This is a genomic window from Streptomyces sp. NPDC055239 (genome assembly GCF_053606205.1).
On the sequence record NZ_JBSGRD010000015.1, the window covers coordinates 14603 to 29728 of the forward strand.

Consider the following 15126-nt stretch of genomic DNA (forward strand, 5'->3'; position numbering starts at 1 on the left):
TCGGGGTGGTCATACCGGGCTAGTCCGTATGGGCACAGGACGCGCCGAGCCCCGCGGCCGGAATCGGCGGCGGGGCACGGGACGTACGGCGAGGTCAGGCGGGCGAGGTGAGCAGCGGTGCCGGGGTCATGCGGTGGGTGAGGACCTTGAGCAGCTCCGCGGCGCGGTGTGGGCGGTGCGCCGCGATGCCGGGAGGCGCGGGTGCGAGCGGTACGAGGATGTCGGACGGCGCGAGGTCGCCGCTCGCGCCGTCCGCCGTGCAGTCGCCGTGCAGCCAGAGTGTGAGCATGTAGAGCTCGGGTATGGACAACAGTCGTGGTTGGTAGGGCAGCTGCATCGCCTCGGCATGACGCAGGGCGCGTTCGGTGGCCGCGATGTACGGGCCCTCGAAGAAGTGGGAGAAGGTCCACCCGTCAGGCGTCAGCATCGTGTCCGCCGCGGCGACGGCGCGCTCGCCGCAGCGGATCAGGAAACGCCACCCCGCGAGCCGGGTGGGCGATGGGCTCGACGGGGTGATCCGGTCCAGGACGTGTACGGGCAAAGGGAGTTCGGGGCTCGCCGGTCCCTGGGCGGCGCGCAGGGACGGGGTGCGGGCTTCGTGTACGGCGGTGGGTGAACCGAGTGCCGCGAGGACGCTGCGCAGGGCGGGCGCGGGAGCCGGGGGGACTTGCAGCGGCATGATGGGTCGCCTCTCTCATTCGACAGGCACGGTGGAACGAGGACAGGTGCGGACGTCGCTGTCTGCTCCGGGGACAGAGGGGGCGGGGGCAGGGGACCGCGAGCGCCAACTCTCTGCCTCGTTCGCGGAGTTTATACGACACGTGTTCAGGCCGTGTTTCGGCTAACCGCACTCGATATTGGCCGCAAGACGTTATCCGGTCGCTATTTTGCGGGCTTTAACCCGATTCCGGATGAGCCCGGACGTTTGACCTCGGCTCCCTTCGGAGGAGCGGACGGCCGAATCTCATCGGCGTTTTTCACCATGGTTCGGGGAGTGGATTCTCCCGGCGAACATCATTATTGGTGAATGACGCGTGCGGACACGGCGAAGAGCCTACTGGTCCGGCGGCCTGCGCGGGGCGTTATCGATCACATTGCAGGGCATCATCCACCGAGACGCAGCGGCCGGATCATTGGCTGCCCATCAGAGGAGGGGACGCTTCGAATGGGCGAGAAGGTCGTAGCAGGAACGTTTGACCTGGCCGAGCGGCGCCGGTACCGGAGCAAGCTCAGGGAGTGTCTGACGGGACTGCGGAGGCTGTTGGAAGAGGAGCGGTTCGATCGGCCCAAGAATCTGATGGGTGTGGAGATCGAACTGAATCTCGCGGGGCCCGACGGGATGCCGAGAATGCTGAATGCTGAAGTTCTCGAACGCATCGCGAGCCGAGACTTCCAGACGGAACTCGGAATGTTCAATCTTGAAGTCAATATCGCTCCGCACCGATTGGGCGGTCGCGTTCTCGACCGTCTCGCCGAGGAGCTGCGCACTGGCCTCGCCTATGCCCACCGAAAAGCGAACGAGGTGAACGCGGGCATCGTGATGATCGGCATTCTGCCGACACTCGCGCACCACGACCTGGTCTCGGGAAACCTCTCCGACGTCGACCGCTACGCACTGCTCAACGACCAGATCGTGGCGGCCCGCGGCGAGGAATTCGTCCTGGACATCGAGGGCGTCGAGCGGCTGACCTGCACCTCCGCGTCGATTGCGCCCGAAGCGGCCTGCACATCGGTGCAGTTGCACCTCCAGGTCACGCCGGGCAGGTTCGCCGACGTGTGGAACGCGGCGCAGGCCGTCGCCGCGGCGCAGATCGCCGTCGGCGCCAACGCGCCGTTCCTGTTCGGGCGTGAGCTGTGGCGCGAGTCCCGCCCACCGCTGTTCCTGCAGTCCACCGACACCCGCCCGCCCGAGCTCCAGGCGCAGGGCGTCCGTCCGCGGACCTGGTTCGGGGAGCGCTGGATCAGTGACGTGTACGAGCTCTTCGAGGAGAACCTGCGCTACTTCCCCGCGCTGCTCCCACTCGTCGACGACGAGAACCCGCTGGAGGTGCTCGACGACGGCCGGGTGCCGCAGCTGGGCGAACTCGTTTTGCACAACGGCACCGTGTACCGCTGGAACCGCCCCGTGTACGGCATCGCGGGCGGCGTCCCGCACCTGCGCGTGGAGAACCGCGTCCTGCCCGCGGGCCCCACCGTCACCGACGTCATCGCGAACGCCGCCTTCTACTACGGCGTCGTACGCGCCCTGGCCGAGGAGTCCCGGCCCGTGTGGACCCGGCTGCCCTTCGAGGAAGCGGCCCGCAACTTCGACACCGCGTGCCGCGACGGCATCGAGGCCCGGCTGCGGTGGCCGCGGCGCGGCCGGTACGGAGGGCTCGTGGAGGTGCCCGCGGTAGCCCTCGTACGCGACGAGCTGTTGCCGCTCGCCGCGGCGGGGCTCGACGCGTGGGGTGTCGAGCCCGCCGACCGGGACTTCTATCTCGGCGTCATCGAGGAGCGGTGCAGGCGGCGGGTGAACGGGGCTTCCTGGCAGGCGGCGACGTACCACCAGGCCCTGGAGACCGGGCTCGAACGCGAGGACGCGCTCGCCGCGACCACCCGGCGCTATGCCGAGCTGATGCACGCGGGGGCGCCGGTGCACACGTGGCCGGTGGGGCTGCCCGAACCTGCCGTCCTGAGCTGAACCGTCCTGATCCCAGACGTCCTGCTCCACGACCCGCCGCGACGGTCTCAGCCGTGGCTTCCCGCCTCCATGATGGCCTTGAGGATGACCGCGTGGATCTGCGCCGGGTCGTCGACCTGGTGGCCCGATCCGCCGGTCGCCTGAGCGATCTGCACGACCTCCTCCTTGTCCGCGTTCGGGCCGACCGCGATCGCGATGAGCGGCACCGGGCGCTTGGGGTCGGAGAGGTTCTCGAGCTGTGAGACGAGGTTGCTGCGCGAGATGGATCCGGGATCCTCGTTCGCGCCGTCCGTGAGCACCACGAGCGCGTTGAACTTTCCGCTCGCGTAGCCGGCCGTGGCCTCCTTGTACGCCGCGAGCGTGGTGTCGTACAGGCCGGTCGCCCCGCCCGGGATGGGCGCCAGGTCGCTGAAGGCCTTGGAGACCTTGTCCCGCTGGGTGCCTTCGCCCTTGTGGTCGCCGAGCCGCTGGGTCGGCACGAGCTTGCGGTAGTCGCGCTCGCCGTCCAGGAGCGTGGCGAACTCCCAGAGGCCGATCTCGTCCTCGTCGGTGAACCCGGCGAGCGCCTGGAGCAGCGAGGACTTGGTGACCTCCATCCGGGACCGGTCGCGGCCCGGCACGTACTCGCCCATGGAGGCCGAGACGTCGACGACCGTGCTGATCCTGGCGCTCTGGACGGTGATCGTCCACATGCCGAGCGTCTCCTGTAGCTCCTTCTCGGTGGGAGGCTCGCTCGCCTCGTCGGCGTACGGCTGGGGGGTGCGGCCGCCGGCCGCCGTGACGAGCTTCGCCGATGGGGCGTCGGTGCCGGTCCTGAAGCCGTGCTTCTCCAGGATCGCGCGCCCCCCGTCGTCGCTGAACAGCGTCATGAAGCGCAGGGCGGCCCGGCTCTGGTCCGTGGACAGCTTGTCCTCCTGGACCAGCGTGTACGGATAGTCGAGGCGCGGAGAGCCGTCCTTCGGATAGAACATGGCGAGGCTGTTCTCCTCGCCCGCCGACGCGTTGTGCCTGAACGCGGCCTGCTCGGAGAGGATCAGCGCCTGGTTGCGGCGCGGGTTGCCCTGCTCGGTTCCGGAGGAGTCGCGGGCGAGGGTGTCGAGGAGCTGTCTGTCGCTGTCGGACGTGCGCGCGGAAAGGGCCTTGGCCATCGCGGCGGCCTGGGTGTCGCCGTCCTTGCCGCCCGATTCCTTCGCCGACGCGCTCAGCTTGGCGAGCGCGAGCAGGCCGGTCGCGCTGCGCGCGGGATCGGCGGCGCCGAGCCGCAGCTTGTCGCCCTTCACCGCCGCGCCTGTCAACTTCGGCCAGCTGTACGTCTTCTCGGGCCAGCCCAGGGTCTCGGCGGCTGAGGGAATCATGGCCATGCCAACCGGTGAGGAGGCTATGTTCCCCGCGGGCGTCACCTTGTCCCGCTTGTCGCCCAGGCCGACGCGTTGCAGCCACAGTTCGGAGTCCGGCACCCATACGTCGTAGTCCGGGGCGCCCTTGCCCGTCCGCAGCTCGTCGGCGACCTTGTACGAATCGCGGGCGGTGACCCGTACGTCGATGCAGGACCCGTCGGACGTGACCTCCCTCTCGCGCGCGTCGTCGGCTGCCGCGCGCAGTGCGGGGGCGATGTCGGGGGCGGCGGCGACGTCAAGGCGCACCGCGTCGTCGCGGCACGAGCCGCCGAAGTCGAGGAGGTCACTGCGGACGGCGAACGCCGTGCCCGCCGCGACCGTCAGGACGAGCGCCGTCGCGATGGCCACGGTGCGGCCACGGGTGCGCGGTCGTGGGTCGGGTGCGCCCGTCCCGTACTCATCGGGCAAGCTGTGACGTCCCATGGCGGTGGTGCCCCTCCTTGAGCGATGAAGCAAGGGAAGAGGGGGTGGCATGACCGCAATCGGCGTCCGTCCCCCTCGGCCTGTCGCGCACGATCTTCGTAACTTCTTTCGAGACCCTAGTGGGACGAGGATGGGGATGAGGCGGGATTACTCAACTGGAGGCGCAGTGCAAGCGGAGTCCGGGCCGTTGGCCGGTTCTTTTCGGGGTGAGGGGCCATCGCGACGGATCCTGAGGGACGAGACGCTGCTCGTCCTCGCGGTCTCACTGGGTGCGAGCGGTGTGTCCGCGCTGATCAGCTTTGTCGGGTCGGTCACCAAACCTGGCGGTCTGAAGGACCAGGCGGCGACCATGAACGCGTCGGCCGCTCCGGGGCGACCATGGCTTGATCTGGCGTGGCAATTGTTCTCCATCAGCACCGCGTTGGTGCCGGTGGCGCTGGTCGCGCACTTCTTGATCAGGGAGGGCGCCGGGCTGCGCACGATCGGCTTCGACCGGACCCGCCCATGGCCGGATCTTGGGCGCGGGGCGGCGATCGCGGCGGTGATCGGCAGTACCGGGATCGCCTTCTACTTGGCCGCGCGCGGGCTCGGGTTCAACCTGACGGTGGTGCCGGAGGACCTGCCCGACGTGTGGTGGAAGTTCCCGGTGCTCGTGCTGTCCGCGGTGCAGAACGCGGTGCTCGAGGAAGTGATCGTCGTCGGCTATCTGCTGCGCAGGTTCGGGCAGTTGGGGTGGACGCCGATGGCCGCGCTCGTCGGCAGCTCGGTGCTGCGCGGCTCGTACCACCTCTACCAGGGCATCGGCGGGTTCATCGGGAACATGGCGATGGGGGTGGTCTTCGTGCTCCTGTACCGGCGGTGGGGGCGGGTCGGTCCGCTGGTGGTGGCCCATTCGCTGCTCGATATCGGCGCGTTCGTCGGGTACGCGCTGCTCGCGGGGAAGGTGGGGTGGCTGCCCACGCCTTAGGCGGCGGGCAGGCGGGTGCGGGCGTGGCGGTGGGGACGTACGGCCATGACCTGGTCGTACGTCCCCACAGTGATGTCAGGCGTACAGATCGCCCTCGATGACGGTGACCGCGCGGCCCGTCAGGAGGGTGCGGTCGCCGCGCAGTTCCGTGCGGACCAGGCCGCTGCGGGCCGAGGCCTGCAATCCGGTGAGCTCCGCGCGGCCCAGGCGCTGGGACCAGAAGGGGGCCAGGGCCGTGTGGGCGCTGCCGGTCACCGGGTCCTCGTCGATGCCGACGCGCGGGAAGAAGCCGCGGGAGACGAAGTCGTAGCCACGGGCGGGGTCTTCGGCGCGTGCGGTGGCGATGATGCCGCGCTTGGAGTGCTGGGCCAGGGCCTTGTGGTCCGGGGTGAGCGCGCGCACCGTCTTCTCGTCCGCGAGCTCGACCAGGAGGTCGCCGAGGTGCGCCCCGGTGTCGTACGCCGCGAGCGGCTCGGCGCCGAGTGCCTCGGCCGCGCCGTCGGGGACGTCGGCCGGGGTGAGCGGGGCGGTCGGGAAGTCCATGGTGACGGTGGAGTCGGCGTGCGCGGTCGTGGTCAGGACGCCGCTGCGGGTGGCGAACCGTACGGGCCCTTCGGCGGAGCCGGTGACCTGCAGGACGTGGGCGGTGGCGAGCGTGGCGTGGCCGCAGAGGTCGACCTCGGTGGCGGGCGTGAACCAGCGCAGCGCCCAGTCGGCCTCGCTGTCCGCGGGGAGGCGGTGGGCGAACGCGGTCTCGGCGTGGTTGACCTCTGCGGCCACGTTCTGGAGCCAGGCGTCATCAGGGAAGGCGTCGAGGAGCAGGACGCCAGCGGGGTTGCCCGTGAAGGGGCGGTCGGCGAAGGCGTCGACGATGCGGATGCGGTGAGAAGTCGGCATACCGATGACGCTAGTGGGCCAATGCGGGGCTGTAACAAGGCCAATCGGGGGTGAGTGGCCCGATCAGGGGTGCTGTGTCGATGGTTGGCCCCCTCCAGGCCTCACGCTCGGGCGCTGGGGGACTCCCAAGCCGTCCATGTAGTCGCGGACCCGCGTGATCACTCCGTTGCGGACGTGGAGCATCAGAAGGCAGCGCCGATCCGGCCCTGGGCGCCGATGCTGGCACCAGCATCGCAGACCGCACCAGTTGATCCGCGATGTCCATGCCTCTCTCATCTCCGGAGAGGCTTGCCATGCGAACGGTTCCGATATATCGTTGACGCATCGCGACAGATCAACGATGGCGCGATAGATCACCTACGAAATCAAGATCACCAAAGGAGTGATTGCTATGCGTTCCCACGGACATGAACACGAGCACGGACATGGAAAGCGCGGCCACGGCCACGAGGGTCGGGGCGGCTTCGACGGGCGGCGCGGCGCGTTCGGCCCCTTCGGCCCCGGCTTCGGCGGTCCCGGTGGACCCGGCGGCCCCTGGGGCGGCGGCGGACGCGGCGGCCGGGGCGGCGGTCCGCGAGGCAGGGCCCGGCGCGGCGACGTACGCGCGTCGATCCTGGCCCTTCTGAAGGACCGGCCGATGCACGGCTACGAGATGATTCAGGAGATCGCCGAGCGCAGTGGCGGGGCGTGGAAGCCCAGCCCCGGTTCGGTCTACCCGACCCTCCAGCTCCTGGAGGACGAGGGCCTGATCAGCAGCGCGAGCGAGGGCGGCAAGAAGCTCTTCTCGCTCACCGAGGCCGGCGCCACCGCGGCCGACGAAGGTCCCGACGCACCTTGGGAAGAGGCCGGGCGCGGGGTCGACTGGGACACGCTGAACGAGATCCGCCAGGCCGGTTTCGGGCTGATGGAGGCGTTCGGCCAGGTCTGGAAGACCGGCAGCAAGGAGCAGCGCGAGAAGGCTGTCACGGTCATCAACGACGCCCGCAAGAAGCTGTACCTGATCCTCGCCGATGAGGACTGAGGCAGCAGGGGGCGACAGCCCCCAGTGCCACTGAGGCGCCCCGCACTTCACGTGTGGGGCGCCTCTTTGCGTCGGGGTGCCTGCCTGGGCGTGGGGGAGGGTCAGGCCACAAGGCCCGCCAGCTTCCGCAGCGACTCGTTCAGCGCGGCCGTCGCCGAGTCCTTCAGTTTGCCCGCCATCAAGGAGACCGCCGCGCCCGTGAACTCGCCCTCTATGCGTACGGTCGTCGCGTCCCCGTCGGGGGAGAGCGAGTAGCGGGTGCCGACCGTGACGCCCATCGGGCCCTTGCCCCTGATCGCCAGGGTGCGCTCGCTCTGAAGCTCCTCGATCGTCCAGTTGACCTCGGCGGGGAAGCCCATCAGCTTCATGTTCTCCAGGAACGTGCCGCCCACCTCCAGCGTGGTGGGGCCGCCCTTGGGGAAGCTCGTGTGCGTGGCGTTCCACTCGCCGTACGAGGAGAAGTCGGTGAGTTGGGCCCAGACCTTCTCGACGGGAGCCTCGATCCGTGCTTCCGCGCTGACTTCGGCCATGCGACGACCCCTTTTCGTTGGGTGCTGCGGCGGGGCGCAGCTGTGGTGTCGCGGAACGTAGCCGCAGGGCCCGGAACATTCAATACTGATGAACCGTCAGGTATTGACGGCGCTCCGGCGGCGCCGCCCGAAACCCGGTCGGGTACTGTTGCCCTCCCCCGCGACGGACGCGGGCAGACGGACCCGGGAGGTGAGACCCATTACCGCTGCAGCAGGTCGGGTGCTCCCCCTTCACGACCGCGCGGTTCACCCGGCATAGGTGACCGAGGGAGCCCCACAGGCGTCCCGAAAGGTTCCTCTTCTCATGTCGGCCTCACCTTCGTCACCCGCGTCGTCACCGATGACGTCCCTCACCCCTTCCGCCATCGTCATCAGGCTGCGCGCCGCCGGCTGTGTCTTCGCCGAGGACGAGGCGCGGCTGCTCGTCGCCACCGCGCGTGACCGCACCGAACTCGCCTCCATGGTGGAGCTGCGCGCCACCGGCCGGCCGCTCGAACACGTTCTGGGCTGGGCGGAGTTCCGCGGTCTGCGGATAGCCGTGGACACCGGGGTCTTCGTGCCACGGCGGCGCACCGAGTTCCTCGTGCAGGAGGCCGCCGCCCTCGCCCGACCCGGGGCGGTCGTGGTCGACCTGTGCTGCGGCTCCGGCGCGCTCGGGGCCGCGCTCGGCGCCGCAGTCGGCCGGATCGAGCTGCACGCCGCCGACATCGACCCCGCCGCCGTGCGGTGCGCGCGGCGCAATGTCGCCGACGTGGGGGGAAGGGTCTACGAGGGCGATCTCTACGCGCCGCTGCCCGGCGCGCTCCGGGGCCGTGTCGACGTACTGCTGGCGAACGTCCCCTACGTACCCACCGAGGAGGTCGGTCTCCTGCCGCCGGAAGCCCGTATCCACGAGGCGCGTGTGGCGCTCGACGGCGGCGCTGACGGCCTCGACGTCCTGCGGCGGGTGACCGGGGATGCGGCGCGCTGGCTGGCTCCCGGCGGCCGACTGCTGTTCGAGACGAGCGAGCGGCAGGTGCCGTACGCGCTCGCGGCGGTCGCCGACGGCGGTCTTGTGCCGCGGTCGGTGAGCGACGAGGAGATGTACGCGACCGTGGTCATCGGGACGCGGCCCGTCTGAGTCGTGTACGTGAGCCGAGCGGGTCCCGTGCGGCCGGGGATCAGCCGACCCTGCGTATCACCGCCGCGTCGAACAGGTCGCACGCCCTGGGGAAGGGGCCTTCGTCGTGGCAGTGCCAGGCTTCCCAGAACAGGTCGGCGGGCAGTGCGTCATCGGGTGCGTACACCCGGTACACGTACTGCCTGCCGTCGCTCGCCGACAGCGAGACCATCCAGCACCTGCACTCCATGACCTGCACCCCATCACCCGCGCCCCATGCCTGAAAGACGAGTGACGTGTGTGCCGTGGTTGCGTTCCGGGCGTGAATCAAGGCGCCGCGCGCCCCTGGGGGAAGAAAAGTCGGATCTCATCCGTAAGGAGGAGAAGCCACACATGCGTACCCAACCTGTGTCGGACGCGAAGATGCTTCCCTCCGCCGATGACACCACCCACAGGGGACTGATGGGGTGGGAGGTGTGCAAAGCCGTACCCCGCCGGGCGCCGAGCCCGGCCTCACCCGAACAGAGACCGACTCCCGACTGAGCGCAGTGCTGGCATCGGTGGTGGCCGGTGCGCGCCGACGTGCGGTACGGGACGGGGACCGGCAGATCGACACCGCGCATCTGCTGCACTCCCTCCTGGAGACCGACCCCGATGTGCGGGCGGCCTTCGACGACGGGGCGCAAGTGGTGCGGCTGCTCGGCTATCTCGTCCAGCGCAGCATCGGGTACGGCCTGCAGTGGCAGGGGACGGTCGAGGACTCCGGATCGGTGCCGCTGGTGAAGGTGGGCGACTTCGGTCCCGCCAAGGAGAAGCGCTGGTCGCCGTCCGCGACGGCGGCCATGGAGACGGCCATCGAGCGGGCCGACGGGCGCGGCGAACCGCGCGCCCTTGGTATCGACCTCCTGGTGGCGCTCATCTCGGATCCGGACTATCGCGCGGTCGAGGTCCTCGGGCGGGCCGGGGCCGACCCGAAGGTGATCGTCCGGCGCATCGAGAAGGATCCGTCGACCGGCGCCTCGTTCGCGGATCCGCACGCGGACCCCTACGCGGACCCGTACACCGAGATGCCCGCCGAGACGTCCGCCGATTGAGACAGGGGCTATCGAAGGTGACGCTCATGACGCGCCCTGGCATGCTGTGCCGGTGCAAGCGTCTGAGGGGAATCGGGCAGGCTCACGGCTGAGCCGCGGGAGAGGCATGGGCCTGGGGCTCGCCCTGGGCTCTGCGATCGCCTTCGGCGGTTCGGGAGTCGCGGCCAAACCGCTGATCGAGGCCGGTCTCGACCCGCTGCACGTGGTGTGGCTGCGGGTGACGGGCGCAGCCCTGGTGATGCTGCCGGTCGCCTGGCGCCACCGCGCCCTGCTGCTCCGCAGGCCCGCCCTGCTGCTCGGCTTCGGCCTGCTCGCCGTGGCCGGTGTCCAGGCCTGTTACTTCGCGGCGATCTCCCGCATCCCCGTCGGCGTCGCGCTCCTGGTCGAGTACCTCGCGCCCGCGCTCGTCCTCGGCTGGGTGCGCTTCGTGCAGCGGCGGCCCGTGACGCGGTCGGCCGCGGTGGGCGTGGTGCTCGCGGTCGGCGGGCTCGCCTGTGTCGTCGAGGTGTGGGCCGGGCTGAGCTTCGATGCCGTGGGGCTGCTGCTCGCGCTGGGTGCCGCGTGCTGCCAGGTCGGCTACTTCGTCCTGTCCGACCAGGGCAGCGACGCGGGGGACGACGCTCCCGACCCGCTCGGCGTCATCGCGTACGGGCTGCTGATCGGTGCCGCGGTGCTTACCGTCGTGGCGCGTCCCTGGGGCATGGACTTCTCGGTGCTCGCGGGCAGCGCGGACATGGACGGCTCGGCCGTTCCCGCGTGGCTGCTCATCGGCTGGATCGTGCTCCTCGCGACCGTCGTGGCGTACGTCACCGGGGTGCTCTCTGTGCGTCGGCTCTCGCCGCAGGTGGCGGGGGTCGTCGCCTGTCTGGAAGCGGTCATAGCGACCGTGCTCGCCTGGGTCATGCTGGGCGAACACCTGTCGGCGCCGCAGATCATCGGGGGTGCGGTGGTGCTCGCGGGGGCGTTCATCGCGCAGTCGTCCACGCCCGCGAAGCCCCACGAGGGGCCTGCCGCGGGCGGCCTTCCGGAGCCGGAGCAGCGGTTGTCGTCAACCGGCACCGCCGTCTAGGGTGTTGATCATGCATTCACGCGCGCTCGTTCTTCCGCCCCCCGCCGCTTAGGCGCGGGCACCTTCTGGATCACACCCGGCCGGTGGCCGGGTGGAACGGCGCTGCCCGCAGACGGAGCCAGGGACCTTCCTGGGACCTTCCTTCTTCTTTCTTTCTGCGGAGAACTCACGTGTCGAATGTGTCGACTGTGTCCACTGTGTCGACGGCTGCCTCCGGTCTGTCCGTCGGACGTGGCCTCTTCTATCTGATCGTCGCCGGTACGGCCTGGGGCACCGCCGGTGCCGCCGCCGCGCTGGTCTTCAACGCCAGTGACATGGGGCCGGTCAGCCTGTCCTTCTGGCGCTGCGCGGGCGGCTTCGTGCTGCTGTTCGCCGTCCGTCTGATGCGGGCGCGCCGACGGTCCGCGTACGCCGCCGTCAGTGCGCCGCTGCGGCAGCGGCTGCCGCGGATCGTGGTGACCGGCGTGGCCCTCGCCGTGTTCCAGACCGCCTACTTCGCGGCCGTCGAGTCGACCGGCCTCGCCGTCGGCACGGTGGTCACGATGGGCGCCGGGCCCGTGCTCATCGCCCTCGGGGCGCGGTTCACCATGGCCGAGCGGCTCGGGCGCGGCGGGGTCGTCGCCGTGGCGGGGGCGCTTGCCGGGCTCGTGGTGCTCGTCCTGGGCGGCGGCGGTGCGAGCGTGCGTCCGGAGGGCGTCGGGTGGGGGCTGCTCTCGGCGGCCGCGTACGCCACGATGACGCTGCTCACGCGGTGGTGGGGGCGGGACGGCGGTGCCGACTCGGCCGACACGACGGTCTGGTCGTTCGCCGTGGTCTCCGTCTGCCTGCTGCCGCTCGCCGCGGTGGAGGGCCTCGTGCCGCATACCGCCGACCCGGCGCGGATGAGCCTCTACGTGCTGTACATCGTCGTGATACCGACGGCGGTCGCCTACGCCCTGTACTTCGCGGGCGCCGCCGTCATCCGGTCCGCGACCGTCTCCGTGATCACGCTCCTGGAGCCGCTCAGCGCTGCGGTCATCGCCGTCGTGCTCCTTGACGAGGAGCTGACCGTGTCGACGGTCCTCGGCACGCTGATGATGCTGGCCGCGGTGACGGGGCTCGCGGTCGCCGAGACGGTCGCTGCGCGGCGGGGGGCGGTGCTGGTGTGAGGGGCGGCTTGTGCGGCGCGGCCTGTGTGGTCGCGCCCCGCGCCCCTTAAGGGGCGCTCAGCGTCGGCGCAGTTGATGAGATTGCGCCGCCTCGTCGCGTGGGCCGTCGCGTTCCGCCAGACCTGCCACGATCCGGTCCTGGACCTCCTGCGGCTTGTGGCTCGCGTACTTGAACTTTGCCCGTACGTCCGTCACTTCGAGGCACAGGGCGCGGATGCCGGAGAGCATGCGGCCGAACGGGGCCTCGCCCACCGTGGCGGGGACCGAGCCGCCCTCCGGCTGGAAGTGGGCGACCTGGCGGTTGAGGAGCTCGGCCTTCTCCGCCGGGTCGTCCACGACGCGGGCGGTGCAGCGCAGCTGTACGGCGGCGTAGAAGCTGGTCGGCACGCCGTGCTCGGGCAACGTGTCCGGCGGCGCCTGCCAGGGGCCCGGCACGTAGACGTAGTCGTCCACCACGCTCAGCAGTACTTCGGGGTCGGCTTCCAGCGCGGGCCACAGCGGGTTGGGGCGCGCCAGGTGGGTGATCACCCGGCCGTACGGGCCGTGGCCGGTCTCGTAGGCGAAGTGTGCTGGCTGTACGTGTGGGGGCTCTCCGGGCAGGCCGTTCACAGCGAGCTGCCCGAAGTCGTGGGCGGCGAGCCACTGCTGCCACTCGGCGTCGGAGCGGGGCGCGTCCCAGGGATGGATCAGCATCACAGCTCGATCAGGTAGTCGGGGGTCTCGATGCCGGGGGCCAGGTCGGCCGAAGGGACGAGCGGGTCGTGGCCCTTGCGCAGGGGGACGACGCCGGCCCAGTGGGGCAGGTCGAGGTCCTCGGGGTCGTCGTTCGGGCCGCCGGTGCGCACCTTGGCGGACACCGCGGCGAGGTCGAGGCTGAGCACGGCGGTCGCCGCGAGTTCCTTGGCGTTCGCGGGGCGCGAGTCGGCGGAGCGGCCAGGCACGACGTGGTCGACGAGTGCGTCGAGGGCGGCGCGCTTCTCCTCGAGGTCGGTGACCTGGTGTGCGGTGCCGTGGATCACCACGGAGCGGTAGTTGATCGAGTGGTGGAAGGCCGACCGGGCGAGGACGAGGCCGTCGACGTGGGTGACGGTCAGGCAGACCGCCAGGCCCGGGTCCTCCTCTTGCTTCCGGGCGTCGGCGGCCATCCGCAGTGGCCGGGACCCCGTCGAGCCGTGCACGTAGAGGCGCTCGCCCACCCGGCCGTACAGCGTCGGCAGGACGATCGGAGCTCCGTCCCGCAGGAAACCGAGGTGGCAGACGTAGGCCTCGTCGAGTATCGCGTGCACCAACTCCTGGTCGTACGCGGCACGGTCCCGCCCGCGGGTGGGCACGGTCAGGTCGGTCGGCGCGTACGAGGCGGTGTCGGTGGCGGTCTCGACGCCGGTCTCGATGCCGGACTCGGATGCGACGCTCATTGCCTTCTCCATTGCACTAGTGCATAATCTGCTTTGTGCTAGGAGAGTATCGGATCGAAGGCCGACGTGCAGCTGAGATCGCTGCCAGCGTGGAGCGCGCGGTGGGTGGCGGAGACCTGGAGCCGGGTCAACTGCTCCCGCCGATGCGTGAGTTGGCGGAGCAGCTCGGGGTGAATCCCAATACGGTGGCCGCCGCCTACCGCACGCTGCGTGAACGCGGCGTCATCGAGACGGCGGGGCGGCGCGGCAGTCGCGTGCGCCCCAAGCCCGCGACGACCGTGCGCGAGCTGATCCGCGTGGACGTGCCGGCCGGTGTGCGTGACGTGTCGAACGGCAATCCGGACACGGCGCTGCTTCCGCCGCTCGCCGGGGTGTTCGCGGCCGCAGCCGCGGAGGGCGACCTGCGCCCTGTGCTGTACGGGGAGGAGGCCGTGGACCCCGGAATGACCCGCCACGCGCGCGTGGCCCTCGACGAGGACGGCGTGCCGGACGGCCCTGTCGCCGTCACCTCCGGGTCTCTCGACGCCATCGAGCGTGTGCTCGCCGCGCATCTCAAGCCCGGCGACGCGGTGGCGGTCGAGGACCCCGGCTGGGGCAGCCTGCTCGATCTGATGCCGGTGCTCGGGCTGCGCACGGTCGCGGTGGGCGTCGACGACGACGGGCCGCTGCCCGCCGACGTGGAGGTGGCGCTGCGCGGCGGAGCCAGGGCGCTCATCGTCACCGACCGCGCCCAGAACCCGACGGGCGCCGCGATCAGTGCTCCACGCGCGCGTGCGCTGCGAAAAGTGCTCTCCGCGCACAAGGATGTGCTTCTCGTGGAGGACGACCACGGCCACGCCATCGTCGACCTGCCGCTGCACCCGCTTGCGGGCGTGACCCGCAGCTGGGCCTTCATCCGCTCGACGGCCAAGGCATACGGCCCTGACCTGCGACTGGCCCTCCTCACCGGGGACTCCGTCACCGTCGATCGCGTACAGGGGCGGCAGCGGCTCGGCCCCGGCTGGGTGAGCCACCTGTCGCAGCGCGCCGTGGTGCGGCTGTGGACGGAAGGGGCGGTGAACACCGCCGAGGTGTCGGCGTCGTACGGGAAGCGACGTGACGCGCTGATCGCCGCACTCGCCGAGCGGGGTGTCGCGGCGCACGGGCGCAGCGGCATGAACGTATGGGTGCCCGTGCCGGACGAGACCGGCGCGGTCGCCAGGCTGCTGCACGCGGGGTGGGCCGTAGCGCCGGGGGCGCGCTTCCGGATGGGTGCGCGGCCCGGGGTGCGGATCACGGTGTCGACGCTCGGGGACGGTGACATCGAGGCGGTGGCGGACGCCGTCGCCTCCGCCACCGGGCCCGCTCCCGCGCGGCGCTATGAGTGATCGGGCCGGCTTCGCG

Annotated in this window: 15 protein-coding genes; 8 read left to right on the top strand and 7 right to left on the bottom strand. The window is 70.7% G+C overall.

Translation table 11 applies throughout. The annotated features are described in order from the left end of the window. Positions 1-94: 94 nt before the first annotated feature. Positions 95-679 carry a hypothetical protein gene (locus tag ACWFRJ_RS36240; RefSeq protein WP_453540948.1) on the bottom strand — a complete coding sequence of 195 codons (585 nt, stop codon included), beginning with the start codon at positions 677-679 and terminating at the stop codon, positions 95-97. 486 nt (positions 680-1165) lie between these two features. On the opposite strand from ACWFRJ_RS36240, the gene ACWFRJ_RS36245 reads away from it, so the two are divergent. Then, positions 1166-2683: a glutamate--cysteine ligase gene (locus ACWFRJ_RS36245; protein WP_453540951.1), complete on the top strand. Its 1518-nt coding sequence runs from the start codon at positions 1166-1168 to the stop codon at positions 2681-2683. Between the two features lie 47 nt (positions 2684-2730). Here the strand turns inward: ACWFRJ_RS36245 and ACWFRJ_RS36250 are convergent, their stop codons facing one another. Further along, entirely contained in the window at positions 2731-4503 is a 1773-nt protein-coding gene (locus ACWFRJ_RS36250; RefSeq protein WP_453540954.1) for a substrate-binding domain-containing protein, read from the bottom strand. Positions 4504-4669: 166 nt separating this feature from the next. Between ACWFRJ_RS36250 and ACWFRJ_RS36255 the strand changes: the two genes are divergently transcribed. Then, on the top strand, positions 4670-5470 hold the full coding sequence (locus ACWFRJ_RS36255; protein ID WP_453540957.1) for a CPBP family intramembrane glutamic endopeptidase: 801 nt from the start codon (positions 4670-4672) through the stop codon (positions 5468-5470). 75 nt (positions 5471-5545) lie between these two features. Here ACWFRJ_RS36255 and ACWFRJ_RS36260 read toward each other — a convergent pair whose 3' ends face one another. After that, a complete protein-coding gene (locus ACWFRJ_RS36260; RefSeq protein ID WP_453540960.1) occupies positions 5546-6367 on the bottom strand; it encodes a PhzF family phenazine biosynthesis protein in 822 nt (273 codons plus the stop codon). A gap of 391 nt (positions 6368-6758) precedes the next feature. On the opposite strand from ACWFRJ_RS36260, the gene ACWFRJ_RS36265 reads away from it, so the two are divergent. Continuing rightward, the gene (locus ACWFRJ_RS36265; RefSeq protein ID WP_453540963.1) at positions 6759-7388 is read left to right on the top strand and encodes a PadR family transcriptional regulator; all 630 of its coding nucleotides are present in this window, start codon (positions 6759-6761) and stop codon (positions 7386-7388) included. A 101-nt stretch (positions 7389-7489) separates the two neighbouring features. Here the strand turns inward: ACWFRJ_RS36265 and ACWFRJ_RS36270 are convergent, their stop codons facing one another. Continuing rightward, entirely contained in the window at positions 7490-7918 is a 429-nt protein-coding gene (locus tag ACWFRJ_RS36270; protein WP_453540966.1) for a type II toxin-antitoxin system Rv0910 family toxin, read from the bottom strand. 304 nt (positions 7919-8222) lie between these two features. On the opposite strand from ACWFRJ_RS36270, the gene ACWFRJ_RS36275 reads away from it, so the two are divergent. After that, on the top strand, positions 8223-9038 hold the full coding sequence (locus ACWFRJ_RS36275; RefSeq protein WP_453540970.1) for a putative protein N(5)-glutamine methyltransferase: 816 nt from the start codon (positions 8223-8225) through the stop codon (positions 9036-9038). A 40-nt stretch (positions 9039-9078) separates the two neighbouring features. Here ACWFRJ_RS36275 and ACWFRJ_RS36280 read toward each other — a convergent pair whose 3' ends face one another. Beyond that, positions 9079-9267 carry a hypothetical protein gene (locus ACWFRJ_RS36280; protein WP_389905351.1) on the bottom strand — a complete coding sequence of 63 codons (189 nt, stop codon included), beginning with the start codon at positions 9265-9267 and terminating at the stop codon, positions 9079-9081. 226 nt (positions 9268-9493) lie between these two features. Here ACWFRJ_RS36280 and ACWFRJ_RS36285 point away from each other — a divergent pair, with 226 nt between their 5' ends. The 3 genes from ACWFRJ_RS36285 to ACWFRJ_RS36295 all read left to right on the top strand — a co-directional run bounded on the left by ACWFRJ_RS36285 (position 9494) and on the right by ACWFRJ_RS36295 (position 12328). Further along, positions 9494-10111 (top strand): Clp protease N-terminal domain-containing protein, encoded by a 618-nt coding sequence (locus tag ACWFRJ_RS36285; RefSeq protein WP_453540973.1) that lies wholly within the window; start codon positions 9494-9496, stop codon positions 10109-10111. A 106-nt stretch (positions 10112-10217) separates the two neighbouring features. After that, on the top strand, positions 10218-11180 hold the full coding sequence (locus ACWFRJ_RS36290) for an EamA family transporter (RefSeq protein ID WP_453540976.1): 963 nt from the start codon (positions 10218-10220) through the stop codon (positions 11178-11180). Positions 11181-11377: 197 nt separating this feature from the next. Then, positions 11378-12328: a DMT family transporter gene (locus ACWFRJ_RS36295; protein ID WP_453540979.1), complete on the top strand. Its 951-nt coding sequence runs from the start codon at positions 11378-11380 to the stop codon at positions 12326-12328. 57 nt (positions 12329-12385) lie between these two features. Here ACWFRJ_RS36295 and ACWFRJ_RS36300 read toward each other — a convergent pair whose 3' ends face one another. Next, positions 12386-13021 carry an FMN-binding negative transcriptional regulator gene (locus ACWFRJ_RS36300; protein WP_453540981.1) on the bottom strand — a complete coding sequence of 212 codons (636 nt, stop codon included), beginning with the start codon at positions 13019-13021 and terminating at the stop codon, positions 12386-12388. Further along, positions 13021-13743, bottom strand: a complete 723-nt coding sequence (locus ACWFRJ_RS36305) for a pyridoxamine 5'-phosphate oxidase family protein (RefSeq protein WP_453540984.1) — start codon at positions 13741-13743, stop codon at positions 13021-13023. Before ACWFRJ_RS36305 ends, ACWFRJ_RS36300 begins: the two co-directional genes overlap by 1 nt. A 35-nt stretch (positions 13744-13778) precedes the next feature. Here ACWFRJ_RS36305 and ACWFRJ_RS36310 point away from each other — a divergent pair, with 35 nt between their 5' ends. After that, positions 13779-15110, top strand: coding sequence for an aminotransferase class I/II-fold pyridoxal phosphate-dependent enzyme (locus tag ACWFRJ_RS36310; RefSeq protein WP_453540987.1), 1332 nt, complete (start codon positions 13779-13781; stop codon positions 15108-15110). Positions 15111-15126 lie beyond the last annotated feature (16 nt).